Below are 23,047 nucleotides of genomic sequence, written 5' to 3'. Positions count from 1 at the left end.
CGAGATTGCATCGAAAAGATGTCTCTTGTGAGACGCATACTAGCCGAGATAACAAGCAATTAACGCGCCACCGAGCGCGGGTTCGGGGAGGGTTTGCATCATGTGTCATGAGGTTGTGTGCTGACGCCCGCGCGGGCGTCCGGCAGGGGCGGGTCGTGGGCGTTTGCCACGTTGGGAGGAACGCTGATCGGTGCCGCGTTGCAGTTGCATCAGCCGGCGTTGTGGCCGGCGAGTGTCTACGCGGCCTTGCTGTTGGGAGGCTTGGCGGGACTGTGGTGGCGGCGTGCTTTCGGGCGGCTGTTGCTGGTCGCGGTATTGACGTGCGGCGCAATGGCCGGCGCCGGTCTTGCGGGCTGGCGTGCCGTGGCCTATGCAGACGGCGCGCTCGAGGCAGCGCTCGAAGGGCGAGACCTGCGCGTGACCGGCGTGGTCTCGCAGATGCCGCAGCGCAACGAGACTGGAACGCGGTTTCATCTCGATGTCGAATCCGCCCGATGGGCCGATGCCCGCAACGACGCGCCGCCCACCGTGCCCTCGCGCATCGCGCTGGGCTGGTATGGCGAGAACACCGGGCTCTGGGGGCATGCCGTCGAAGGGCGGGCAACCTCGTCTTCTGTCGTCGGCGAGTTGCACGCCGGCGAGCGATGGCAGCTGACGGTGCGGCTCAGGGCGCCGCACGGCAATCTCAATCCGCACGGCTTCGACAGCGAACTCTGGCTGTGGGAGCAGGGCGTGCATGCCAATGGCTATGTGCGCACCGGCGCGCGCGATGCCGCGCCGGTGCATGTGGCAAACACATGGCGGCACCCTATCGAGCGCGCACGGGAGGCGGTGCGCGACGCCGTGTTCGAACGCGTGGCCGACCGCAGCCGGGCCGGTGTGATCGCCGCGCTGGTCACCGGCGACCAGCGCGCCATCGACCGTGTCGGCTGGGATGTGTTCAGGGCGACAGGCGTGGCGCACCTGATGTCGATCTCGGGCCTGCACATCACGATGTTCGCCTGGCTCGCGGCGCACGTCGTCGGCGCGCTGTGGCGGCGCGGCGGCCGGTTGATGCTGCGGCTTCCCGCGCCGCAGGCGGCACTGATCGGCGGCGTGCTGCTCGCCACGCTCTATGCGCTTTTCAGCGGTTGGGGCGTGCCCGCGCAGCGCACCGTGTGGATGCTTGCCACCGTCGCCTTGCTGCGCCTCACCGGCCGGCGCTGGCCGTGGCCGCATGTCTGGCTGCTGACCGCCGCGGTGGTGGTGGCGCTCGATCCCTGGGCGCTGATGCAGGCGGGCTTCTGGCTCAGCTTCGTCGCGGTGGGCGTGCTCTTCGCCACCGATTCGGCAACGGAAGCGGGCGAGAGAAGAAAACCGGCAACTGCGAACCGGCTGTTCCTGTTCTTTCGCGAGCAATGGGTGATCACGCTCGCGCTCACGCCGCTCGGCCTGCTGCTGTTCCAGCAGGTGTCGCTGGTCGGGCTGCTGGCCAATGCCATCGCAATCCCGTGGGTCACGCTCGTGGTCACGCCGCTGGCCATGGGGGGCGCGGTCGCGGCGCCGCTGTGGGATGTCGCGGCCTGGGCCGTGCAGGCGCTCGCCGTCCTGCTGCAATGGTTGGCGGGGTTGCCTTTCGCGACGCTCTCGATGGCGGCCCCGCCTTGGTGGATGGCCGCCTGCGGCGTGGCGGGCGGCGCGTTGCTCGCGATGCGCCTGCCCTGGTCGATGCGCGTGCTCGGTCTGCCGCTGCTCTTGCCCGTGCTGCTGTGGCAGATGCCGCGGCCCGCCGCCGGCGAATTCGAACTGCTCGCGGCCGATATCGGGCAGGGCAACGCGGTGCTGGTCCGCACCGCCACGCACAGCCTGCTCTACGACTCGGGACCGCGCTACAGCCTCGAGAGCGATGCCGGCCACCGCGTGCTCGTGCCGCTGCTGCGCGCCTTCGACGAACGGCTCGACATGCTGCTGCTGAGCCACCGCGACACCGACCACACCGGCGGCGCGTCCGCGGTGCTCGCGATGCAGCCGCGGGCCGCGTTGCTCAGTTCCATCGAAGCCACCCATCCGCTGCAGGCGCTGCGCCCGACACAGCGCTGCGCAGCAGGCCAGCGCTGGACCTGGGACGGGGTGAGCTTCGAGGTGCTGCATCCCTTCGACACCGACTACCGCAGCTTCACCAGGCCCAATGCCGTCTCGTGCGTGCTGCGCATCGGCAACGGCCGTGCGACGGTGCTGCTGGCCGGCGACATCGAGCGGCTGCAAGAGGCCGCGCTGGTCGCTCGAACGGCCCAGGCGCACCTGCGGGCCGACGTGCTGCTGGTGCCGCACCACGGCAGCAAGACGTCGTCGAGCGAGGCGCTGCTCGATGCGGTGCGCCCGCGCATCGCGCTGGTCCAGGCGGGTTATCGCAACCGCTTCGGACACCCTGCTGGGGAGGTGGTCGCGCGCTACACGGAGCGCGGCGCGCGGTTGGTGGAAAGCGCGCGCTGCGGCGCGGCGCACTGGGCCAGTGAGCGGCCCGCCGAACTGGCCTGCGAGCGCGAGCGCCGTGCCCGCTACTGGCACCACCGCGTGCCCTGAAACATGCCGGCGCGTCGGCCGGGCCGTATCGGAGAACCTTTCAAAACCGTGAATAAATTGTTAAACGAAAGGCCGCCGACTGGTTGCCACATCGCGCTTTGAGGCGTCTGATGCGTTGTATCGTCCTGATGAAACAACGGAGGGGCGTCATGCAAGGCAGAGACAAGCTTCAGCGCAGGTTCCTTGGCAGGCAGGCGTCATGACGTCCGCGGCCGTGCCTGCCATCACCAGTGCCGGAGCGGCTTCTTCCGCCTCCGCCGCCAAACTCCAGATGCACCGCGAGGGGGCCGTGCTGGTGCTGACCATCAGCAATCCCGCGGCGCGCAACACCGTCAATCCATCGATCTACCGCGCCGCCGCCAAGGCGATACGCGCCACTTCAGGCTTTCGCACCGTGCGCGCCATCGTGCTGACCGGGGAGGGCGAGCATTTCTGTGTCGGCGGCGATCTGCGGCGGCTCGTGCGGCAGCGCAAGCTCCCCCAGGCCGAGCAGATGGCGCACTCCGACGCCCTGAACGAATGGGTCATGGCGATGCAGGAAGCGCCCCAGCCGGTGATCGCCGCGGTGGAGGGCACGGCGGCGGGCAGCGGCTTTTCGCTGTGCCTGGCCTGCGACCTGATCGTCGCGGCCGAGGATGCGGAGTTCGTGATGTCGAACGTCAATTTCGGCCTGTCGATCGACGGCGGCGGCACCGATTCGCTGGCGCGCTCGCTGCCACCGCAGGCGGTGATCGAAATCCTGCTGGGCGGCTCGGTCCAGCACGCCCGGCGGCTGCATGACTGGGGCGTGGTGAACCGGGTCGTGCCGCGCGGCACCGCGTACGCCACCGCGCTCGCCTGGGCGCAGAAGCTCGCGCAAGGCCCGTTCGATGTGCAGGCGCGTATCAAGGAGCTGGTCCATTCGGCACGCGGGCGCAGCCGCCGCGAACAGCTCGACGCCGAGCGCGGCGTGCTCGTCGAGAGCCTCTACAGCGACGAAAGCGGCAAGCGGATCAAGGAATTCCTCGCGGCCCGCAAGAAGGGATAGCGCGGGGGCGGCAATTTACAAGCCTTTCGGCGGTGCATAAGGGGTTCTACTGGCCCTGAACTTGCTAAGCTATGGAACAAGGAGATTGGTCGTTCCATGCACAAATTCGATGAGATGTATGAGCAGTTGCCCTATGCGGGGGCTGCGATCCGACAGCACTACAAGCGCTACGACCAATGGCTCGCGAAGCAACCCGGTGAGGTGATGCGATCGCGGCGCGAAGAGGCGGAAATGATTTTCCGCCGGGTCGGCATCACCTTCGCGGTGTATGGCGCCAAGGACGAAGACGGCTCGGGCACCGAGCGGCTCATTCCGTTCGACCTGTTGCCCCGCATCATTCCCGCCCACGAGTGGGACAGCATGGAAAAGGGGCTGGTGCAGCGGGTCACCGCGCTCAACCGCTTCCTGCACGACGTCTATCACGACCAGGAAATCATCAAGGCCGGCATCATCCCGGCCGAGCAGATCCTGAACAACGCGCAGTTCCGCCCCGAGATGATGGGCGTCAACGTGCCGCACAACGTCTACTCGAACATCGCCGGCATCGACATCGTGCGAGCGCCCGATGCGCAGGGCAATGGCGAGTACTACGTGCTCGAAGACAACCTGCGGGTGCCCAGCGGCGTGAGCTACATGCTGGAAAACCGCAAGATGATGATGCGGCTCTTCCCGGAGCTGTTCAACCAGAACCGCATCGCGCCCGTCGCCCACTATCCCGACCTGCTGCTCGAAACCCTGCGTGCCAGCGCGCCGCCCGCCACGGCCGAGCCGACGGTGGTGGTGCTCACGCCCGGCATGTACAACAGCGCCTACTTCGAGCACGCCTTCCTCGCGCAGCAGATGGGCGTGGAGCTGGTCGAAGGGCAGGACCTGTTCGTCAAGGACGACTTCGTCTACATGCGCACCACGCGCGGCCCGAAGCGCGTCGACGTCATCTACCGCCGCGTCGACGACGACTTCCTCGATCCCGAGGTGTTCCGTCCCACGTCCACGCTCGGCACCGCCGGCCTGATGCGCGCCTACCGCGAAGGCAACGTCGTGATCTGCAATGCGGTGGGCACCGGCGTGGCCGACGACAAGTCGATCTACCCCTACGTGCCGAAGATGGTCGAGTTCTACCTCGGCGAAAAGCCGATCCTGAAGAACGTGCCGACCTACATGTGCCGGAACAAGGACGAGCTGCAGTACACGCTCGACAACATGAAGGACCTGGTCGTGAAGGAAGTGCACGGCGCGGGCGGCTACGGCATGCTCATCGGCCCGGCCGCCACGCAGGCCGAGATCGAGGACTTCAAGAAGGCCGTGATCGCCAAGCCCGACGGCTACATCGCCCAGCCCACGCTGAGCCTGTCGACCTCGCCGACCTTCGTCGATGCCGGCATTGCGCCGCGCCACATCGACCTGCGGCCCTTCGTGCTCTCGGGCAAGGAAGTGCAGATGGTGCCCGGCGGTCTCACGCGCGTGGCGCTGAAAGAAGGTTCGCTGGTGGTCAACTCGTCGCAGGGCGGTGGTACCAAGGACACCTGGATTCTCGAAGCCGACCGCGCGCCCAAGCCCAAGGCGCCCGCGCAGTCGCAAAGCCAATCGTCATCGGTCTGAGTGCAGGCACCAAGGAACTAGGAGAACACACGATGCTTTCGCGCACCGCAGACCACCTCTACTGGATGTCCCGCTACACCGAGCGCGCAGAAAACACCGCGCGCATGCTCGACGTCAACTACCAGACCTCGCTCCTGCCGCAGTCGGCCGAAGTGGCCAAGTACGGCTGGCAGGGCGTGCTCTCCATCAGCGAGCTCTTGCCCTGGTACAACCAGAAGTACGAGCAGATCACGCCCAACGAGGTGATGGAGTTCATGGTCAAGGACGAGAGCAATGCCTCGTCGATCGTCTCCTGCCTCAAGGCCGCCCGCGAGAACGCACGCGCCGTGCGCGGCGCGCTCACCACCGAGGCCTGGGAAACGCAGAACACGACCTGGCTCGAAGTGAACCGCATGCTGCGCCAGGGCGACTTCGAGCGCGACCCCGGCCAGTTCTTCGAATGGGTCAAGTTCCGCTCGCACCTCTCGCGCGGCGTGACGCTGGGCACCATGCTGCAGGACGAGGCCTTCTACTTCTCGCGCCTGGGCACCTTCCTCGAGCGCGCCGACAACACCGCGCGGCTGGTCGACGTGAAGTTCCACGCGCTCAACAGCGAATTCTTCGGTGCCGCCACCGAGGAAGACCAGGAGTACGACTTCTATCACTGGAGCGCGATCCTGCGCAGCGTCTCGGCCTTCGAGGTCTACCGCAAGGTGTACCGCGACGTGATCAAGCCCGAGCGCGTGGCCGAACTCCTCATTCTTCGCGCCGACATGCCGCGCTCGCTGCACGCGAGCCTAGTCGAGGTGGTCAACAACCTTGCGAAGGTGCAGAACGAACAGAGCGCCGAAACCCAGCGCCGCGCCGGCAAGCTCCTGGCCGACCTGCAGTACGCGCGGGTCGACGAGATCCTGGCGACCGGGCTGCATGCGTACCTCACGCAGTTCCTGGACCGGGTGAACGAACTCGGTGGGCGCATCAGCCAGGACTTCCTGGTCCCGGCGCACTGAGCGAGCCCCGGTGCCGTCAGCGTGAAAACGACTCGACGGCCACCGGGATCTTCGGCGCCTCCCAGCGGTAGCGATCGCCCAGCACATTGCGCTCGGGCATCTGTCCATTCCACTGGATCTTGAGCAGGTCCATCAGCGCCCACCCCGTCCAGTCCGCGCGAAAGGGCTGCTGCTGCGCGGCGGCGCCCGGCAGGGGCTCCCGGTTGCGCCAGAGGACCGTCGGAATGCGGTAGCCCGAAGCGGTCGAAGGGCTGTGGCCTGCGCGGTCACTGCCGTGGCCGACCTCCTGGCCGTGGTCCGACAGGTACATCCAGGCGCGGTCCTCGCCCGGCTTGCCGGCACTGCGCGTCTGCTGCAACAGCTCCGACACCACGAAGTCGTGATACAGCAGCGCCGCGTCGTACTCCTGGCGAAAGCGGCGCACCCAGGCGGAGCGGCCGTCCTTCACCAAACCGTTCTCGACCGCATCGACGTCGTCGTCGAACGGGTTGGCGTTCTCGGGAAAGCGCAGGCTGTAGTGCGGATGCGCGCCCATCAGGTGGACCACGATGAGCTTGCGGTCGGTGCTGGTGTCCGCAAAGGCTTCCTGCACGCAGTCGAGGATTTCGCCGTCCAGCGAGGCGCTGGCGCGGCCCGGCGTGCGGTTGACCATGTCCACCACATCGGCGAGGCGCGCATGCTGCTGCTCGATGGCGAGGTCGTCGTGGTTGCTGATCCACCAGACCTTGTAGCCGGCGGCGCGCGCCAGCGCCAGGAGGTGCGGCGGGTTCTCGCTCTCGGGCAGGCCGAAATGGAACATGTTGCGCAGCGCGGGCAGGGTGCTCGCGTCCACCGACCATGCGTTCCTGAGCACCGCCATCTGCTCACCGGCCTGCGCCTTGTGCGCCAGGAGGCGCGGCGTGGTCGGGCGGCCATAGCCGTACAGGGCCATGTTGTCGCGGTTGATGCTGTCGGTGATGACCAGCACCACCGTCGACGGGCCAGCCTGCAGTGCGACGGGGGCGATGGCCTTTGCCTGCGCCATCAGGCGGTCGCGCACCTTTTCCTGACCGGCCCAGGCGGCGCGCAGCGTGTGTACCGACTGCGACCAGCCGGCCCAGAAGATCACGGGATGCAGCCGGCGCCACGGCTTGCTCGCATAGGCCAGGCAGGCGATCAGCAAGAGAGCGAGCACCAGCGATCGAAGCCAGAACGGTGACCTGGCGCGCGTCGACGACGCCCCCGCATCGAGGACCGCGCCGCGCCGCGCGAACATGCCCACGAGCACGCCGGCCACCGCGAGCGCACCCGACCAGATGACCGCGGAGCGCCAATGCATCCACAGGTATTCCGTGCTCTCGCGCGCATTGGTGTTGGCTGCGGCGCCGAGCACCATCGCGCCGTCGGGTGCGGCCTGGTAGGTGTCGAGCAGGTAGGCGCGCACCGCGGCATCGAGCGCGAAGCCCATGGCCCAGAGCCAGACGAGCACCGTGCGCAGGTTTTGCATCCGCGCGCTGCGCAGCGGCCATGCGAGCCACAGCACCATCGGCGAGGCGAGCACCGCGAGCTGCGCGATGCGGCGGCCGTCGTGGCCCAGGGCGATGAGTGCGAGCAGCGCGGCGCCGACCCCGCAGCAGGCGAACAGGGCGCTCTTTCGGGAGGCTGCGGTCCGCGCAGCGGGTTCGGCGGAGGGAAGGGAAGTCAACGGGCAACGCGGCGAGTCGGGGGGCGTGCGCATTCTGCGTCGGCGCCGGCGCTGCACGGCCCAGTGTCCCGATGGGCGCGGGGGCTTTGACGGGGGAACGCTTCGCAGCTTCGGGATATCCCCGTGGAACTTATCGCGCCTCGCGGTCCCAGACGGGCTCGACCGGCATCGCCGGACATTTCGAAGACCCGTAGAAAGGAACCTCCCCTCCATGTTCAGATTCATCCGGCTGCCCGCACTCGTGCTCGCCTTCGTCCTCTCGTGGCTGGCCCTGCCTTCCGCGTGGGCCGCGCCCCAGAAACAGATGGTGAGCGCCGCGGTCGGCACCCTGAACATGCGCACCGGCCCCGGCCAGCGCTACGAGACGCACTGGACCGTGAGCAAGGGTTATCCGTTCCGCGTCATCGGCAGGAAAGGCAACTGGCTGCATGTCAGCGATTTCGAGAACGACAAGGCCTGGATCTACCGGCCGATGACCAGCAAGACGCCGCACCACGTGGTGAAGGCGAAGGCGGTCGTGCTGCGCAAGTCGCCGAACGCGCGCAGCCCGGTCGTGAAGCGGGCGGCCTACGGCGACGTGCTGCGAACCCTGGAGCGCCGCGGCGACTGGGTCAAGGTCATGCACGAAGGCGGCGGCACCGGCTGGGTGGCGCGGCGGCTGGTCTGGGGCTGGTAGGCCCCGGCAGCCATCGGATCAGGTCGCCGTGGCCTGGCGGACGGCGCGCTCCCAGCGCGCCATCGATTCCTCGGCCTGTGCGCGTCCCATGGTCGGCAGGAAGCGGCGCTCCACCTTCCACAGTTTCGAGAGCTGGCGCGCATCGGCATAGACGCCCGTCGACAGCCCCGCAAGGTACGCGGCGCCGAGTGCCGTGGTCTCGATGACCTCGGGCCGCACCACCGGAATGCCCAGCAGGTCGGCCTGGAACTGCATCAGCAGGTCGTTGACGCTCGCGCCGCCGTCCACGCGCAACTCGGCCACCGGCTTGCCGCCAGCGGCCACCGCATCGCGGCTCATGGCCTGCAGCAGCGCGGCGCTCTGATAGGCGATGCTCTCCAGCGCAGCGCGGGCGATGTGCGCGACGGTCGTGCCGCGCGTGAGGCCGGTGATCGTGCCGCGCGCATCCGCATCCCAGTAGGGCGCGCCCAAGCCAGTGAAGGCCGGCACCATCATCACGCCGCCCGCATCGGGCACGCTCTCGGCGAGCGACTGCACCTCGGCGCTGCCCTTGATGGCCTTGAGTCCGTCGCGCAGCCATTGCACGACGGCGCCGCCGACGAACACGCTGCCTTCCATCGCGTACTGCGGTGTCGTGTCGGCCTGTGCGGCGCTCGTCACGAGCAGGCCGTTGTGCGAAGGCTGGAACGCGCCGCCCGTGTGCATCAGCAGGAAGCAGCCGGTGCCGTAGGTGTTCTTGGCCATGCCGGCCTCGAAGCAGGCCTGGCCGAAGAGGGCGCTCTGCTGGTCGCCCGCCACGCCGCCGATGGGCAGCGTGTGGCCGAGCAGCGCGGCATCGGTGTCGGCGAAGTGCGAGCTCGACGGCTGCACCTTGGGCAGCAGCGCGGCGGGAATCTTCAGCGCGGCCAGCAGGTCGGCGTCCCATTCGTTCGTGTGCACGTTGAAGAGCATCGTGCGCGAGGCGTTGCTCACATCGGTCACATGCACCTTGCCGCCGGTGAGCTGCCACATGAGCCAGCTGTCGACGGTGCCGAAGGCCAGCTCGCCGCGCTCGGCCTCGGCGCGCGCGCCGGGCACGTTGTCCAGCAGCCAGCGCAGCTTGGTGCCGGAGAAGTACGCATCGATCACCAGGCCCGTCTTCTCGCGAATGGTGTCGGTCATGCCCTCGTCGCGCAGTTGCGCGCACAAGGGCTCGGCGCGGCGGTCCTGCCACACGATGGCGTGGTGCACCGGCTGGCCGGTCTTGCGGTTCCACAGCACGGTGGTCTCGCGCTGGTTGGTGATGCCGATGGCGTGGATGTCGGTGGGCTTCAGCTTCGCCTTCACGAGCACGTCGCGCGCGGTGGCGAGCTGGCTGCGCCAGATTTCCATCGGATCGTGCTCGACCCAGCCGGGCTGCGGGTAGATCTGCGTGAGCTCCTTCTGCGCGATGGCGACGATGTGGCCTTCGCGGTCGAACACGATGCTGCGGGAGCTGGAGGTGCCCTGGTCCAGGGCGAGAAGATAGGTGGTCGTCATTCGGACTTCGTTTCCTGTGGGGTTGCCTACCGCGCGATCTCGAGGCGAACCTGCGCCGCATGCAGCAGGTCGGCGAAGGGTGCGGGCGGCGCGGCATCGGTGAAGAGGCGATCGATCTGCGAGAGCGTGCCCAGCTGGATCATCGCCGGCCGGTTGAACTTGCTCGCATCGGCCGCAAGCCACACCTCGCGCGCCTGCGCAATGATGGTCTGCGCCACCTTCACCTCGCGCAGGTCGAAGTCGCGCAGCGACCCGTCGGCCTCGATGCTCGACACGCCGATGAGCGCGATGTCCACCTTGAACTGGCGGATGAAATCGATGGTCGCCTCGCCCACGATGGCGCGGTCGCGCGCACGCACCGAGCCGCCGGCCACGATCACCTCGCACGAGTTGTTGCCGCTCAGGATGGTCGCCACGTTCAGGTTGTTGGTGATCACGCGCAGGCCCGTGTGGCGCATCAGCGCCTTGGCGATGGCCTCGGTGGTGGTGCCGATGTTCAGGATCAGCGAGCAGTCGTTGGGCACCAGCTCGGCCACGCGTTGCGCGATGCGCGCCTTGCCTTCGGCGTTCAGGGTTTCGCGCTGCTGGTAGCCGATGTTCTCGGTGGTGGAACTGGGCACGCGCACGCCGCCGTGAAAACGCGTGAGCAACCCCTCGTCGGCCAGCCGCTGCACGTCGCGCCGCACGGTCTGCAGGGTCACGCCCAGCATGTCGGCCAGCTGTTCGACGGTGACGGAGCCGCGCGTGCGCACGGTGTCCAGGAGGTTGATCTGGCGCGGGTTGGAGTTCACAGGGGCGTCGTGGAAAGCGTAAAGACTGCGGGCAGCGTACAGGGCGCGTCACTTTAAAGCGAACCAAAACGAACCTGACTAAGGGAAAACTCGGAGGAAAATCGCGCCAAAAGGAATCCAAATGAAAAAACACGAAAATACAATGGCGCCCTCCAGTGACCAAAGTCACGATTCAACGGACCCATTTCCTGTGAGCGATTCCTCCTCCAATCTGCCGCTGCCCACCACCGATTGCGATGTGCTGATCGTCGGCGGCGGCATCAATGGCTGCGGCATCGCGCGCGACCTCGCCGGCCGCGGCTGGCGTGTCGTGCTGTGCGAGAAGGACGACCTCGCCTCGCACACGTCTTCCTCTTCCACCAAGCTGATCCACGGCGGCCTGCGCTACCTGGAGTACTACGAGTTCTCGCTGGTGCGCAAGGCGCTGCAGGAGCGCGAGGTGCTGCTCAAGAGCGCGCCGCACATCATGTGGCCGCTGCGCTTCGTGATGCCGCACGACCCCTCGATGCGGCCGGCCTGGATGATCCGCATCGGCCTGTTCATGTACGACCATCTTGCGAAGCGCGAGGTGCTGCCGGGTTCGCGCAGCGTCGACCTGCGCAGGCACGCGGCCGGCAAGCCGCTGAAGGACCAGTACAAGCGCGGCTTCGTCTATTCGGACGGCTGGGTCGACGACGCGCGCCTCGTGGTGCTGAACGCGCTCGATGCGCAAGCGCGCGGCGCCGAGGTGTTGACGCGCACCCGCTGCACCCATGCGCGGCGCGATGCCGATGGCTGGACCGCCACGCTGGAAGGCCCGCAAGGCACCCGCACCGTGCGGGCCCGCGCCGTCGTGAACGCAGCCGGACCCTGGGCCGAGTCGTTCCTGCGCGGCGTGGCTCAATCGGCCAAGGGCGAATCGCTCGCCACCAAGAGCCTGCGCCTCGTGAAGGGCAGCCACATCATCGTGCCGCGCCTGTTCGAGCACGACCACGCCTACATCTTCCAGAACCCCGACAAGCGGATCATCTTCGCCATTCCCTACCAGGACGAGTTCACGCTGATCGGCACCACCGACATCGAGCTGAACGGCGACGACCCCGGCGCCGCGCGCATCGCACAGGAAGAGATCGACTACCTCTGCACGCAGGCCAGCCGCTATTTCGAGAAGGCCATCGTGCCGGCCGACGTGGTGTGGACCTACTCGGGCGTGCGCCCGCTGCTGGACGACGCCTCGGGCGACCCCTCGGCCGTCACGCGCGACTACATGCTGGAGTCGAACACCACCGCCGCGCCGCTGCTGTCGGTGTGGGGCGGCAAGATCACCACCTTCCGCAAGCTCGCGGAAGACGCGGCCGACGAGGTCGGCAAGATGCTGGGCCAGTCGAGCGCGCAGCGTCCCGCCTGGACCGATGGCGCGTTCCTCGCCGGCGGCGACCTCTCGGCATGGATCGGCGCTGCGAAGCGGCCCGACGACGACTTCGAGCGTTTCGTCTCGGCCGTGCAGGCGAAGTACCCCTGGCTCTACGGCAAGCTCGCGCGCCGCCTCGCGCGCGCCTACGGCGCCCGGGTGTCGGAACTGCTCGGCGATGCGAAGTCGCTCGCCGACCTGGGCCCCGCGGTGGCGCCAGACCTGCACGAGCGCGAACTGCGCTTCCTGCAAACCCATGAGTGGGCCGTGAGCTCGGACGACGTGCTCTGGCGCCGCTCCAAGCTCGGCCTGCACTACACGCCGGCCGAGCGCGAACAGGTCGCGGCCTGGCTCGAGGCCAACGCGAAGAACAACGAAAAAGTGGAAGTGGAGGTGAGCTGATGCAGCTGACTCTGGAGCGCGTCACCAAGAAGGTCGGCGCGCAGACATGGCTCTATGAACAGAGCATCGCGCCCCAAAGCGGCGCGGTGACGGTGCTGCTGGGCGCCACGCAGGCCGGCAAGACCAGCCTGATGCGCCTGATGGCGGGGCTGGACACGCCCACCACGGGCAAGGTGCTGGTCGACGGCAAGGACGTGACCGGCATGCCGGTGCGCGAGCGCAACGTCGCGATGGTCTACCAGCAGTTCATCAACTACCCCTCGCTGAAGGTGCGCGACAACATCGCCTCGCCGCTCAAGCTGCGCGGCGAGAAGAACATCGATGCGCGTGTGAAGGCGCTGGCCGACAAGCTGCACATCGGCATGTTCCTGGACCGCCTGCCGGCCGAGCTTTCGGGCGGGCAGCAGCAGCGCGTGGCGCTGGCGCGCGCGCTCGCCAAGAACGCGCCGCTGATGCTGCTGGACGAGCCGCTGGTGAACCTGGACTACAAGCTGCGGGAGGGCCTGCGCGAAGAACTCACGCAGCTCTTCGCCACCGGTGACTCGACCGTGATCTACGCCACCACCGAACCCGGCGAGGCGCTGCTGCTCGGCGGCTACACCGCGGTGATGGACGCGGGCGAACTGCTGCAATACGGCCCGACCGCCGAGGTGTTCCATGCGCCGCAATCGCTGCGCGTGGCGCGTGCCTTCAGCGATCCGCCGATGAACCTCCTGGCCGGCACCGCAACCGCCGGCCGGGTGCAACTCGCCGGCGGCCCGGCGCTTGCGCTGGCCTTGCCCGAGAGCGTTTCGGGCGCGGTCACCGTCGGCCTGCGCGCGAGTGCGCTGAACGTGAACGCGGGCGAGGGCGACATCGCCTTGCCCGGCAAGGTCGAGCTGGCCGAGATTTCCGGCTCCGACACCTTCGTGCATGTGCACACCGCGGTGGGCGAACTGGTGGCGCAGCTCACCGGCGTGCACCGCTTCGAGCTGGGCGCTTCGATCACGCTGTACTTCAGCGCGTCGCAAGCCTATGTGTTCGATGCCGGCGAAAAGCTGGCGCTGGCGCCCGCATGGCGCAAAGGAAACTGAGATGGCACGCATCGATCTCGACCTGGCCCACGCCTATCGCCCCAACCCCACGCAGGACAGCGACTACGCGCTGCTGCCGTTGAAGATGAGCTTTCGCGACGGCGGTGCCTACGCCTTGCTCGGCCCCTCGGGCTGCGGCAAGACGACCATGCTCAACATCATCTCGGGCCTGCTCGTGCCCTCGCATGGCACGGTGACCTTCGACGGCCGCGACATGACGCGCGCCACGCCGCAGGAGCGCAACATCGCGCAGGTGTTCCAGTTCCCGGTGATCTACGACACCATGACCGTGGCCGAGAACCTCGCGTTTCCGCTGCGCAACCGCAAGGTGCCCGAAGACCAGATCAAGAAGCGCGTCGGCGAGATCGCCGAGATGCTCGACATGAGCGGCCAGCTCAACCAGCGCGCGGCGGGTCTTGCGGCCGACGCCAAGCAGAAGATCTCGCTGGGCCGCGGGCTCGTGCGCAGCGACGTGTCGGCCGTGCTCTTCGACGAGCCGCTCACCGTGATCGATCCGCACCTGAAGTGGCAGCTGCGCCGCAAGTTGAAGCAGATCCATCGCGAGCTCAAGCTCACGCTGATCTACGTGACGCACGACCAGGTCGAGGCGCTCACTTTCGCCGAGGAGGTGGTGGTCATGACGCGCGGCAAGGCCGTTCAGGTGGGCAGCGCCGAGGCGCTGTTCGAGCGGCCGGCCCACACCTTCGTCGGTCACTTCATCGGCTCGCCGGGCATGAACTTCCTTGCCGCCAAGAGCATCAACGGCGCCCTCGAAGTGGCAGGCACGCCGCTCGTGCCCACGCGCGAACTGCCACAAGGGGCGCTCAAGATCGGCATTCGCCCCGAGTACCTGCGTCTGTCGAACGCCGGCGCCGCCGGCGCCGTGCCGGCGGTGGTGAAACAGGTGCAGGACGTCGGCACGCATGTCATGCTGAGCGCCGAAGTCGACGGCATCGTCGTCAAGGTGCGGCTGCACTCCGACGAGCAACCGCCGGCCCCTGGGGACACGGTGTGGCTGCGGGTTCTGGACACGCATACCTGCTATTACAAAGACGAGGAACTGGTCGCATGAACGCAGCGCTGGGCCGCCCCAAGCAAGTTCGTACCGCAGTGCGAAGCACGGAGGTATTGGAATGAACGCAACCAACAAGCCGATCAATCAAAAAGCCTGGTGGCTCGTGCTGCCGGTGCTGATCTGCGTGGCCTTCTCGGCCATCGTGCCGCTGATGACGGTGGTCAACTACTCGGTGCAGGACATCATCTCGCCCGAGCGCCGCGTGTTCGTGGGCACCGAATGGTTCGCCGCGGTGATGCGCGACGACGAGCTGCACCAGGCGCTGTGGCGCCAGCTGGGCTTCTCGCTGTCGGTGCTGCTGGTGGAGATTCCGCTGGGCATCGGCCTCGCGCTCTCGATGCCGGCCAAGGGCTGGAAGTCGTCGGCGGTGCTGGTGGTGGTGGCGCTGTCGCTGCTGATTCCATGGAACGTGGTGGGCACCATCTGGCAGATCTACGGCCGCGCCGACATCGGCCTCCTGGGCCATGCGCTGCAGGTGATGGGTATCGACTACAACTACACGGGCAGCGCGACCGACGCTTGGCTCACCGTGCTGGTGATGGATGTGTGGCACTGGACGCCGCTCGTGGCGCTGCTCTGCTATGCGGGCCTGCGCTCCATTCCCGACGCCTACTACCAAGCCGCGCGCATCGACGGCGCAAGCAAGTTTGCGGTGTTCCGCTACATCCAGCTGCCCAAGATGCGCGGCGTGCTGATGATCGCGGTGCTGCTGCGCTTCATGGACAGCTTCATGATCTACACCGAGCCCTTCGTGCTGACGGGCGGCGGACCGGGCAACGCGACCACGTTCCTCAGCCAATACCTCACGCAGAAGGCGGTGGGGCAGTTCGACCTCGGACCGGCGGCTGCGTTCTCGCTGATCTATTTCCTGATCATTCTCCTGTTCTGCTTTGTGCTCTACAACTGGATGCAGCGGGTCGGTACGCAAGAAGTGGAGAAAGAACAATGAACGAAAAACGCTTCCACAAGCGCAGCATCTTCCTGGTGCTGTACATCCTGTTCGCGCTGTTGCCCATCTACTGGATGATCAACATGAGCTTCAAGACGAACGAGGAGATTCTTTCGAGCTTCTCGTTCTTCCCGCAGCAGCTCACCTGGGCGAACTACGCGCGCATCTTCACCGACGAGTCGTGGTACTCGGGCTACATCAACAGCCTGATCTACGTGGCGATCAACACGGTGATCTCGCTTGCCGTGGCGCTGCCGGCGGCCTATGCGTTCTCGCGCTACTCGTTCCTGGGCGACAAGCACGTGTTCTTCTGGCTGCTGACGAACCGCATGACGCCGCCCGCGGTGTTTTTGCTGCCGTTCTTCCAGCTCTACAGCACGGTCGGCCTGATGGACACGCACCTGGGCGTGGCGCTCGCGCACCTCTTGTTCAACGTGCCGCTGGCGGTGTGGATCCTGGAAGGCTTCATGAGCGGCATTCCGCGCGAGATCGACGAGACGGCGTATATCGACGGCTACTCGTTCCCGCGCTTCTTCGCGACGATCTTCCTGCCGCTCATCAAGGCGGGCGTGGGCGTGGCGGCGTTCTTCTGCTTCATGTTCAGCTGGGTCGAGCTGCTGCTGGCACGCACGCTCACGAGCGTGAATGCGAAGCCCATCGTCGCGACGATGACACGCACGGTGAGCGCCTCGGGCATGGACTGGGCAACGCTGGCAGCAGCGGGTGTCCTGACCATCGTTCCTGGCGCGATCGTGATCTGGTTCGTGCGTCACTACATCGCGAAGGGTTTCGCGATGGGCAGAGTATGACCACCCCCGACTCTCGCCCACTTCGTGTGGCTCGCATCCCCCCTCAAGGGGGCAACACCAGCGGCCCGGCAAAGCCGGTTCCGCGGTGTTTCCCGCCTGGGCTCTGCATGTATCCAGCTCCACTGGCGCAGGAAGCGCCAGCGGGTCTTTGAGAAGGAATCTGTGATGTTCGACTGGATGGTCTGGACCACCCCCGTGGCCGTGTTCTTCACCTGCATCGCGCTCATGCTGGTCGGCATGACGGTGTGGGAATTCAAGTCGCCCACCACGATGCGCCGTGGCTGGCTGCCGATTGCCACCACGCGCGGCGACCGGCTCTTCATCGGCCTGTTGTCGGCGGCCTATGTGAACCTGATCTTCATCGGCCTGGCCGGCAAGTTCCAGGAATGGCTGAGCCTGGAAGCCGAGCCCTCGATCTGGATCAGCTTCGTGCTGTCGATGCTGGTGCTCGCGCTGGTGATGCGCAAAGGCTGAGAGGCTGAGAGGCCCAACGATTTTGCAAACGCGTCCGGCTCTCCGCCTCCCCGGAGCCGCGATGGAAAAAACCGGGGAAGCACAACCGAGGAGACACATTCATGAAGATGCGCTACACGGCATTGGCAATGGCAGCGGCGATGTTCGCCGCGCACGGCGCATGGGCCGCAGAGCCCGAGGCCAAGAAATGGATCGACAGCGAGTTCCAGCCGTCGACCCTGAGCAAGGACCAGCAGGCAGCCGAGATGAAATGGTTCATCGACGCGGCCAAGAAGCTGCAGGCAAAGGGCGTCAAGGAGATCTCGGTGGTGTCGGAGACCATCACCACGCATGAATACGAATCGAAGACGCTCGCCAAGGCTTTCGAGGAAATCACCGGCATCAAGGTCAAGCACGACCTGATTCAGGAAGGCGACGTGGTCGAGAAGCTGCAGACCTCGATGCAGTCGGGCAAGTCGATCTACGACGGCTGGATCTCCGACTCCGACCTGATCGGCACGCACTACCGCTACGGCAAGATGATGAACCTGACCGACTACATGGCCGGCGCGGGCAAGGAGTGGACCAACCCCGGCCTGGACCTGAAGGACTTCATCGGCACCAAGTTCACCACCGCGCCCGACGGCAAGCTCTACCAGTTGCCCGACCAGCAGTTCGCCAACCTCTACTGGTTCCGCGCCGACCTGTTCGCGCGCAAGGACCTGAAGGACAAGTTCAAGGCCAAGTACGGCTACGAGCTGGGCGTGCCGCTCAACTGGAGCGCGTATGAGGACATCGCCGAGTTCTTCAGCGTCGACGTCAAGACCATCGACGGCAAGCCCATCTACGGCCACATGGACTACGGCAAGAAGGACCCGTCGCTCGGCTGGCGCTTCACCGATGCATGGCTCTCGATGGCCGGCACCGCCGACATCGGCAACCCCAACGGCATGCCGATCGACGAATGGGGCATCCGCGTGGCCGACGACAAGTGCACGCCGGTGGGCGCTGCCGTCTCGCGCGGCGGTGCGACCAACTCGCCGGCCGCCGTGTACGCGCTCACCAAGTACATCGACTGGATGAAGAAGTACGCGCCCAAGGAAGCCATGGGCATGACCTTCGGCGAATCCGGTCCGGTGCCGGCGCAGGGCCAGATCGCCCAGCAGATCTTCTGGTACACGGCCTTCACCGCCGACATGACCAAGAAGGGCCTGCCCGTGGTGAACGAGGACGGCACGCCCAAGTGGCGCATGGCGCCCGGCCCGAACGGCCCGTACTGGAAGCAGGGCATGCAGAACGGCTATCAGGACGTGGGTTCGTGGTCGTTCTTCAACGGCCATGACGCCAACAAGACCGCGGCCGCCTGGCTCTACGCCCAGTTCGTGACCTCCAAGAGCGTCTCGCTCAAGAAGACCATCGTGGGCCTGACCCCGATCCGCGAATCGGACATCCAGAGCAAGGCCATGACCGACATGGCGCCCAAGCTCGGCGGCCTGGTCGAGTTCTACCGCAGCCCGGCCCGCGTGGCATGGACGCCCACCGGCACCAACGTGCCCGACTACCCCAAGCTCGCGCAGCTCTGGTGGAAGAACGTGGCCGAGGCGGTGACGGGCGAGAAGACCCCCCAGAAGGCGATGGACAACCTGGCCGACGAGATGGACAACGTGATGGCACGCCTGGAGCGCGCCGGCATGGCCCATTGCGCGCCCAAGCTCAACCCCAAGGGCGACCCGAACAAGTGGCTGAGCGACCAGCATGCACCGTGGAAGAAGCTGGCCAACGAAAAGCCCAAGGGCGAGACCATCGACTACGACAAGCTCTTGACCGCCTGGAAGCAAGGCAAGGTGCGCTGAGCGCGCCTGCCTGGCCCGCCAGACTGCTGGCTTGCACAGTGAAAGGGGCGACACCGAAAGGTGCGCCCCTTTTTTTTGTGTCCAACTGCACCGCCTCTTACTTTTCGTTTGGCACACGGGGGAAACTACGCGCGCTTGTTTCTTTCTGGCTGTGTCACCCACCATGCTGACGCAACGATCAGCAGGCCACCGATCCAGCCCTGCAACGCCATTTTTTCGCCCAACCAGAGGACGGCGATCAGCGCACCCCACATCGGTTCGCTGCCCATGAGCAAAGCCACGCGCGAAGGACTGGTGCGCGATGCCGCGTAGTTCTGCACAAAAAAAGCAAACAACGTGCACAGCAACACCAGGAATGCCATTGCCGACCAGAACGACACGCTGCTCGGCAATGGTGGCCAGGCAGTGCCGTGTACAGCGAGCATCAAGACTGCTGAACCCAGCGTCATCACGCCCATCTGAACTGCCGTCACCGTGAGTGCAGGCAGACCGTGTCTTTGACCATAGAGGCGTGTCAAGCAGACCATGATGCCCCGCAGAAAGGCTGCAAGCACCATCAGGCCGTCACCCCAGGCGAGGCTGGCCGATCCGCCATGTTGAAACGCCAGCAGTCCTGCGCCCAACAACGACAGTCCAGCCGCCGCCAGAACTGCGCCAGAGGGCCTTGCCTTGAGCAGCCACCACTCGCACAACGGTGTAAAGGCCACGCAGAGGCTGATGAGAAATGCTGCGTTGGAGGCAGTGGTCAATGAAACCCCGAAAGTCTCACAGACGAAGATGGCCAAGAGGTTGATGCCCAGCATCGACGCGCCGGTCAGCGCTGCCGGCCACGACGCTACCGCCAGCCCTCGCAGTGCGGGCAGCAGAATCAGGAAAGTCAGGCCGAAGCGCAGCACCAGGAACTGCAATACGGGCACCTGCTCTGTCGCAAACTTGGCGGCGCTATAACTACCTCCCCATATCACGGCCACCAGAAGCAGCAGCCACTCGACTGGACCGAACAACGGCCAGAATCGCGCCCCCGTCTTGACCGATCCCTTCGAGTCCGTGGCGATGGACGAGGTATTCATGCAGCCACCTTGGTGAAAGCGATCACCAGGACGTCCCGATAGGCCTCTTTGCTGGTGTCGATCGGCGACACCGGTGAGACCGCGTGCATCGTGTGTGCGTCCTTGCCGATGACGATGTCCATAGGTTTTTGAAGCGTCCTCTGCCAAAGCACCTGGCTGTCGTTGTCGGTGATGGTCGTCTCGCCCCCTTCTACATTGCGTCGCGACACCATCATGCTCACGATGTAGTCCACACCGTCCCTGTGAAGTCCCTCCGGGGTGGGATTTCCTTTCTCATCCTGTCTGGCCAGGACTCGGTACGGATGCAGGCGGATGTTCCAGCGTTGTTGACCGCCCTCGCACTGGTCGTACAGGGTCGTGAGCCAGTCGAGCAGCCTATTCAACGTCCGATGCGCAACGAACGTAGGCTCCAGAGGATCGAACAGCCGAGCCACGTCGCCGTTGAGGCTGTTGATGTATTTGGGTTGCTGGTATGGGCCATGTGGCAACAGTCGACGGGTCGATCCAGGCTGCGAATCAAATGCTCCATAGCGACGGAACCTGTAGGTTCCTCCGTCGCCCATGTAGCGATCCGATGTCAGTCGAGGCCAATGCGATGCAAAATCTTTGATGTCCTCCTGTGTCAGGCCCAGCAAGTCGCTCAGGGCGTTACCGGGAAAGAACAGGAATCGCAGCTTGTTCAGGTTCCGCCCGAATCCTTCGATCAACGCGCTTTCCATCGTCGAGGCTTCGATGACTTCGCTCGTCATGCTGCCACCTCCTCTTCGCTGGGGGCGCGGGCGTTGCGCGCCGGTGGAGCAAATGCGTCCTGGATCAAGCTCTTCTCCCATGCATCGCGGTCAGTGAGATAGAGGGGCTCAGGCGCCTTGATCGAACACAGATCCATCGCACCTTGACGCAGGCTGTAGACAACGGTGCCCGTCACTTTCTCCGACGACATGCGGATGAATGCGTCGGCGCATTGCCGCAATGGCCCGAACCACCGCCCCTCGACGGCTTCGCGAGTCCACAGAAGCTCGACCGCCACCTTCTCCCGCAGCAGCTCCGCGTCGAGTACCGCGGTTTCAATCTGCCGGTAGGCGTCCATCAGAATGGTTGCCGCAGGCGCTTCGCGTACCTCGAGGACCTTCTGACCTCCTTCGAGGTGCTCCAGCCCGCTGTACCGGCCGATCGAATACGCGCCGACTGTTTTGTTGAGATAGGCGATCAGCGGGACAAGATCAATGGCTTGTTGATCGATGGCTACCGGAATGCCGGCGCGGAAGTCGATCTGGATCTCCCGGGTCTTGGGGGATGTTTCTGGGGCACGGGTCCACTCGAACAGGGATGGCGGCACCCAGAATCCTTCGGGGTTGTCGATCGATCCGGATTCAAATTCGCGGCACCACAGGTTCGCATCGCCACTGATGCCGCGAGCCTGAAATCGCGTGAGTCCCAGCTGCCTGAGGACTTCGATCTTCTCGTCGCGCGTGAGAATTGAGCGCTCGTAGGGTGTTCCATAACAACCTGAGTACCCCAACTGACCGATGGCGCCGTTGAGCCTTCGAAGGCTGTTCTGCGACTGGTTGGCGGTGTGCACGATCGCATCGCAGCCCAGTTCACGAGCAACTTGCACGGCAACCTTGGCCAGGATAGGGCGGGAGAGCGAGGAACTCACGGGGTACATCCCGAGGTACTTTGCTTGAGCACGAATGGCGGGTGCGACGGCTTCATGCGCGAACATTTCACGGGCATCCACGATCGTCAGATCGGCCCCGAAGAAGTCGGCGATTTCTTTGAGGTCCTGGATCTGGCAGCCTTCACCCACATCCACTGAAAGTGCGGTAATGCGTAGCTTGCGCTGCGAGAGCTCCTTGAGCACATAGCTGCTGTCAAGCCCCCCGCTGAAGAGCGTAAGTACGTGATCGACGTTGCCCTTCATGGCATCGAGATCTTCAAAGCTGCGAATCTTGCGTGTCGACATGCCATTCCCCCTTGATGTTGTTGGCGTGCGAATTGTTCGTTTCCCTCCCGGCATTGACTAGACTCGACCTCAGAACAGGAGCTTTGCGCCTTGAGAACAGATGATTTCCTGGAGGTGATGCGCGAGCTGGTCGCGTTCGTCCGCGTAGCGGAGGCGGGCAGTTTTTCCGCCGCGGCGCGGCGGCATGGGCAAACACCGTCGGCAGTCAGCCGGCAAGTCGCGCGCCTGGAAAGTGTCATGGGTGTATCGCTGTTGCAGCGCACGACTCGGCAGTTGCGCCTGACGGATGCGGGTATGGCCGTGCTGGAGCGCGGGCGCGAAATGGTGGCTTCGGCACAGGCCTCCATGAGGGTGGCCGAGGGCCATGTGGGCACACCCAAGGGGTTGATCCGCGTCAGCGCACCCAAGGCGTTTGCCCGCCATGTATTGCAGCAGCCTTTGCTGTCTTTCCTGCAACGCTATCCCGATGTGGATGTGCACCTGCTGGTGGTTGACCGGCCGGTGGACCCTCTGCGTGAAGGCGTCGACCTCGTGATCCGCCTGACTGACGATCCGCCGCAGGGCATGGTGGCGCGCGCCCTGATGCCAGTGCGTCAACTGGTGCTGGCCAGCCCGGCGTACCTCGCTTCGCACGAGGGCATCCAGAGTCCCGAGGACCTCATGACCCACAGTTGCCTGTCAATCGGTGAGCAGGAGCGCGACAGCCGCTGGCGCTTTGTGCGGGGCGACGACGAGGTCGAGCTCGCGGTAGCCGGCCGCTATACCCTGAACCACAGCGAGATGCGCCTGGCGGCGGTCGAGGCTGGCCTGGGCGTGGGCTGCGTGCAGGATTTCGTGGCACGGGATGCCCTGGCGGCCGGACGGGTGGTCCGTTTGCTGCCAGAGTGGGCTTTCGACACCAACTATCAGGGTATGGCGTACCTGTTGTTTTTGGCATCTCGCTATACCACTCCAAAGGTGCGCGCTCTGATCGATCACCTGGTAACTGAGTTGAGGCCGCCGTCAGCGGGCCCACTGTCCCCGCCAATTTGAACGGGCAGCGAGTATCGAAGGTGTCGCCGGGGCTGAGTCCGCTGTTGCGTTCCCTCTGTATACCCGGCGTATCGGCCTTGCGAACTGCCTCAATCGTGGGATCGGCGCGACGGCATGACCAATGGCAGATGC

The 23,047-nt window shown here is 65.7% G+C and carries 19 protein-coding genes; 13 read left to right on the top strand and 6 right to left on the bottom strand.

Features of this window, described 5'->3' with window-relative positions:
• Positions 1-120: 120 nt before the first annotated feature.
• The 4 genes from J2W23_RS03320 to J2W23_RS03305 all read left to right on the top strand — a co-directional run bounded on the left by J2W23_RS03320 (position 121) and on the right by J2W23_RS03305 (position 6,177).
• The gene (locus J2W23_RS03320) at positions 121-2,562 is read left to right on the top strand and encodes a DNA internalization-related competence protein ComEC/Rec2 (RefSeq protein WP_307648059.1); all 2,442 of its coding nucleotides are present in this window, start codon (positions 121-123) and stop codon (positions 2,560-2,562) included.
• A gap of 199 nt (positions 2,563-2,761) precedes the next feature.
• Entirely contained in the window at positions 2,762-3,589 is an 828-nt protein-coding gene (locus J2W23_RS03315) for an oxepin-CoA hydrolase, alternative type (protein ID WP_176658355.1), read from the top strand.
• Between the two features lie 96 nt (positions 3,590-3,685).
• On the top strand, positions 3,686-5,188 hold the full coding sequence (locus J2W23_RS03310; RefSeq protein ID WP_176658354.1) for a circularly permuted type 2 ATP-grasp protein: 1,503 nt from the start codon (positions 3,686-3,688) through the stop codon (positions 5,186-5,188).
• A 32-nt stretch (positions 5,189-5,220) separates the two neighbouring features.
• Positions 5,221-6,177 (top strand): alpha-E domain-containing protein, encoded by a 957-nt coding sequence (locus J2W23_RS03305; protein ID WP_176658353.1) that lies wholly within the window; start codon positions 5,221-5,223, stop codon positions 6,175-6,177.
• A gap of 16 nt (positions 6,178-6,193) precedes the next feature.
• On the opposite strand, the gene J2W23_RS03300 is transcribed toward J2W23_RS03305, so the two are convergent.
• Positions 6,194-7,861 (bottom strand): phosphoethanolamine transferase, encoded by a 1,668-nt coding sequence (locus tag J2W23_RS03300; protein WP_307647672.1) that lies wholly within the window; start codon positions 7,859-7,861, stop codon positions 6,194-6,196.
• A 211-nt stretch (positions 7,862-8,072) separates the two neighbouring features.
• Between J2W23_RS03300 and J2W23_RS03295 the strand changes: the two genes are divergently transcribed.
• Entirely contained in the window at positions 8,073-8,537 is a 465-nt protein-coding gene (locus tag J2W23_RS03295; RefSeq protein WP_307647671.1) for an SH3 domain-containing protein, read from the top strand.
• Between the two features lie 18 nt (positions 8,538-8,555).
• Here the strand turns inward: J2W23_RS03295 and glpK are convergent, their stop codons facing one another.
• Together glpK and J2W23_RS03285 are read right to left on the bottom strand one after the other, a co-directional pair.
• On the bottom strand, positions 8,556-10,055 hold the full coding sequence (gene glpK / locus J2W23_RS03290) for a glycerol kinase GlpK (protein ID WP_307647670.1): 1,500 nt from the start codon (positions 10,053-10,055) through the stop codon (positions 8,556-8,558).
• A 26-nt stretch (positions 10,056-10,081) separates the two neighbouring features.
• Positions 10,082-10,846, bottom strand: a complete 765-nt coding sequence (locus J2W23_RS03285) for a DeoR/GlpR family DNA-binding transcription regulator (protein WP_307647669.1) — start codon at positions 10,844-10,846, stop codon at positions 10,082-10,084.
• Between the two features lie 121 nt (positions 10,847-10,967).
• Here J2W23_RS03285 and glpD point away from each other — a divergent pair, with 121 nt between their 5' ends.
• The 7 genes from glpD (at position 10,968) to J2W23_RS03250 (ending at position 18,850) form a co-directional block, all read left to right on the top strand.
• A complete protein-coding gene (gene glpD, locus J2W23_RS03280; RefSeq protein WP_307647668.1) occupies positions 10,968-12,638 on the top strand; it encodes a glycerol-3-phosphate dehydrogenase in 1,671 nt (556 codons plus the stop codon).
• A complete protein-coding gene (locus tag J2W23_RS03275) occupies positions 12,638-13,711 on the top strand; it encodes an ABC transporter ATP-binding protein (RefSeq protein ID WP_307647667.1) in 1,074 nt (357 codons plus the stop codon). Before glpD ends, J2W23_RS03275 begins: the two co-directional genes overlap by 1 nt.
• A 1-nt stretch (position 13,712) precedes the next feature.
• Complete coding sequence (locus J2W23_RS03270; RefSeq protein WP_307647666.1) at positions 13,713-14,783, top strand: ABC transporter ATP-binding protein; 1,071 nt, start codon at positions 13,713-13,715, stop codon at positions 14,781-14,783.
• Between the two features lie 61 nt (positions 14,784-14,844).
• Positions 14,845-15,735, top strand: coding sequence for a carbohydrate ABC transporter permease (locus J2W23_RS03265; RefSeq protein ID WP_176658346.1), 891 nt, complete (start codon positions 14,845-14,847; stop codon positions 15,733-15,735).
• Positions 15,732-16,544 (top strand): carbohydrate ABC transporter permease, encoded by an 813-nt coding sequence (locus J2W23_RS03260; RefSeq protein WP_176658345.1) that lies wholly within the window; start codon positions 15,732-15,734, stop codon positions 16,542-16,544. The genes J2W23_RS03265 and J2W23_RS03260 overlap by 4 nt, the downstream gene beginning before the upstream one ends.
• A gap of 165 nt (positions 16,545-16,709) precedes the next feature.
• Entirely contained in the window at positions 16,710-17,018 is a 309-nt protein-coding gene (locus J2W23_RS03255; RefSeq protein WP_307647665.1) for a DUF2160 domain-containing protein, read from the top strand.
• A gap of 101 nt (positions 17,019-17,119) precedes the next feature.
• Positions 17,120-18,850 carry an ABC transporter substrate-binding protein gene (locus tag J2W23_RS03250; protein WP_307647664.1) on the top strand — a complete coding sequence of 577 codons (1,731 nt, stop codon included), beginning with the start codon at positions 17,120-17,122 and terminating at the stop codon, positions 18,848-18,850.
• Positions 18,851-18,975: 125 nt separating this feature from the next.
• Here the strand turns inward: J2W23_RS03250 and J2W23_RS03245 are convergent, their stop codons facing one another.
• Genes J2W23_RS03245 through J2W23_RS03235 form a run of 3 tightly spaced genes read right to left on the bottom strand, consistent with a single transcriptional unit; the run spans position 18,976 to position 21,883 of the window.
• Positions 18,976-19,920, bottom strand: coding sequence for a DMT family transporter (locus J2W23_RS03245; RefSeq protein ID WP_176658342.1), 945 nt, complete (start codon positions 19,918-19,920; stop codon positions 18,976-18,978).
• Positions 19,917-20,669, bottom strand: coding sequence for a 2OG-Fe dioxygenase family protein (locus J2W23_RS03240; RefSeq protein WP_176658341.1), 753 nt, complete (start codon positions 20,667-20,669; stop codon positions 19,917-19,919). Before J2W23_RS03240 ends, J2W23_RS03245 begins: the two co-directional genes overlap by 4 nt.
• Positions 20,666-21,883, bottom strand: coding sequence for an argininosuccinate synthase-related protein (locus tag J2W23_RS03235; protein ID WP_307647663.1), 1,218 nt, complete (start codon positions 21,881-21,883; stop codon positions 20,666-20,668). The genes J2W23_RS03240 and J2W23_RS03235 overlap by 4 nt, the downstream gene beginning before the upstream one ends.
• A 90-nt stretch (positions 21,884-21,973) precedes the next feature.
• Here J2W23_RS03235 and J2W23_RS03230 point away from each other — a divergent pair, with 90 nt between their 5' ends.
• Positions 21,974-22,915: a LysR family transcriptional regulator gene (locus J2W23_RS03230; RefSeq protein WP_307647662.1), complete on the top strand. Its 942-nt coding sequence runs from the start codon at positions 21,974-21,976 to the stop codon at positions 22,913-22,915.
• The last annotated feature ends 132 nt before the right edge of the window (positions 22,916-23,047 follow it).

Origin of the sequence: Variovorax boronicumulans (genome assembly GCF_030812215.1) — a bacterium.
GTDB lineage: Bacteria > Pseudomonadota > Gammaproteobacteria > Burkholderiales > Burkholderiaceae_C > Variovorax > Variovorax boronicumulans_C.
Note: the sequence above shows the minus strand (reverse complement) of the source record. Positions and strands in the feature narration are given on the sequence as shown.

Coding starts and splice junctions, on each gene's coding strand:
- J2W23_RS03245 (WP_176658342.1), bottom strand. CDS start 19,920: ATGAATACCTCGTCCATCGCCACGGACTCGAAGGGATCGGTCAAGACG.
- J2W23_RS03250 (WP_307647664.1), top strand. CDS start 17,120: ATGAAGATGCGCTACACGGCATTGGCAATGGCAGCGGCGATGTTCGCC.
- J2W23_RS03235 (WP_307647663.1), bottom strand. CDS start 21,883: ATGTCGACACGCAAGATTCGCAGCTTTGAAGATCTCGATGCCATGAAG.
- glpK (WP_307647670.1), bottom strand. CDS start 10,055: ATGACGACCACCTATCTTCTCGCCCTGGACCAGGGCACCTCCAGCTCC.
- J2W23_RS03275 (WP_307647667.1), top strand. CDS start 12,638: ATGCAGCTGACTCTGGAGCGCGTCACCAAGAAGGTCGGCGCGCAGACA.
- J2W23_RS03265 (WP_176658346.1), top strand. CDS start 14,845: ATGAACGCAACCAACAAGCCGATCAATCAAAAAGCCTGGTGGCTCGTG.
- J2W23_RS03295 (WP_307647671.1), top strand. CDS start 8,073: ATGTTCAGATTCATCCGGCTGCCCGCACTCGTGCTCGCCTTCGTCCTC.
- J2W23_RS03305 (WP_176658353.1), top strand. CDS start 5,221: ATGCTTTCGCGCACCGCAGACCACCTCTACTGGATGTCCCGCTACACC.
- J2W23_RS03270 (WP_307647666.1), top strand. CDS start 13,713: ATGGCACGCATCGATCTCGACCTGGCCCACGCCTATCGCCCCAACCCC.
- J2W23_RS03240 (WP_176658341.1), bottom strand. CDS start 20,669: ATGACGAGCGAAGTCATCGAAGCCTCGACGATGGAAAGCGCGTTGATC.
- J2W23_RS03255 (WP_307647665.1), top strand. CDS start 16,710: ATGTTCGACTGGATGGTCTGGACCACCCCCGTGGCCGTGTTCTTCACC.
- glpD (WP_307647668.1), top strand. CDS start 10,968: ATGAAAAAACACGAAAATACAATGGCGCCCTCCAGTGACCAAAGTCAC.
- J2W23_RS03310 (WP_176658354.1), top strand. CDS start 3,686: ATGCACAAATTCGATGAGATGTATGAGCAGTTGCCCTATGCGGGGGCT.
- J2W23_RS03260 (WP_176658345.1), top strand. CDS start 15,732: ATGAACGAAAAACGCTTCCACAAGCGCAGCATCTTCCTGGTGCTGTAC.
- J2W23_RS03315 (WP_176658355.1), top strand. CDS start 2,762: ATGACGTCCGCGGCCGTGCCTGCCATCACCAGTGCCGGAGCGGCTTCT.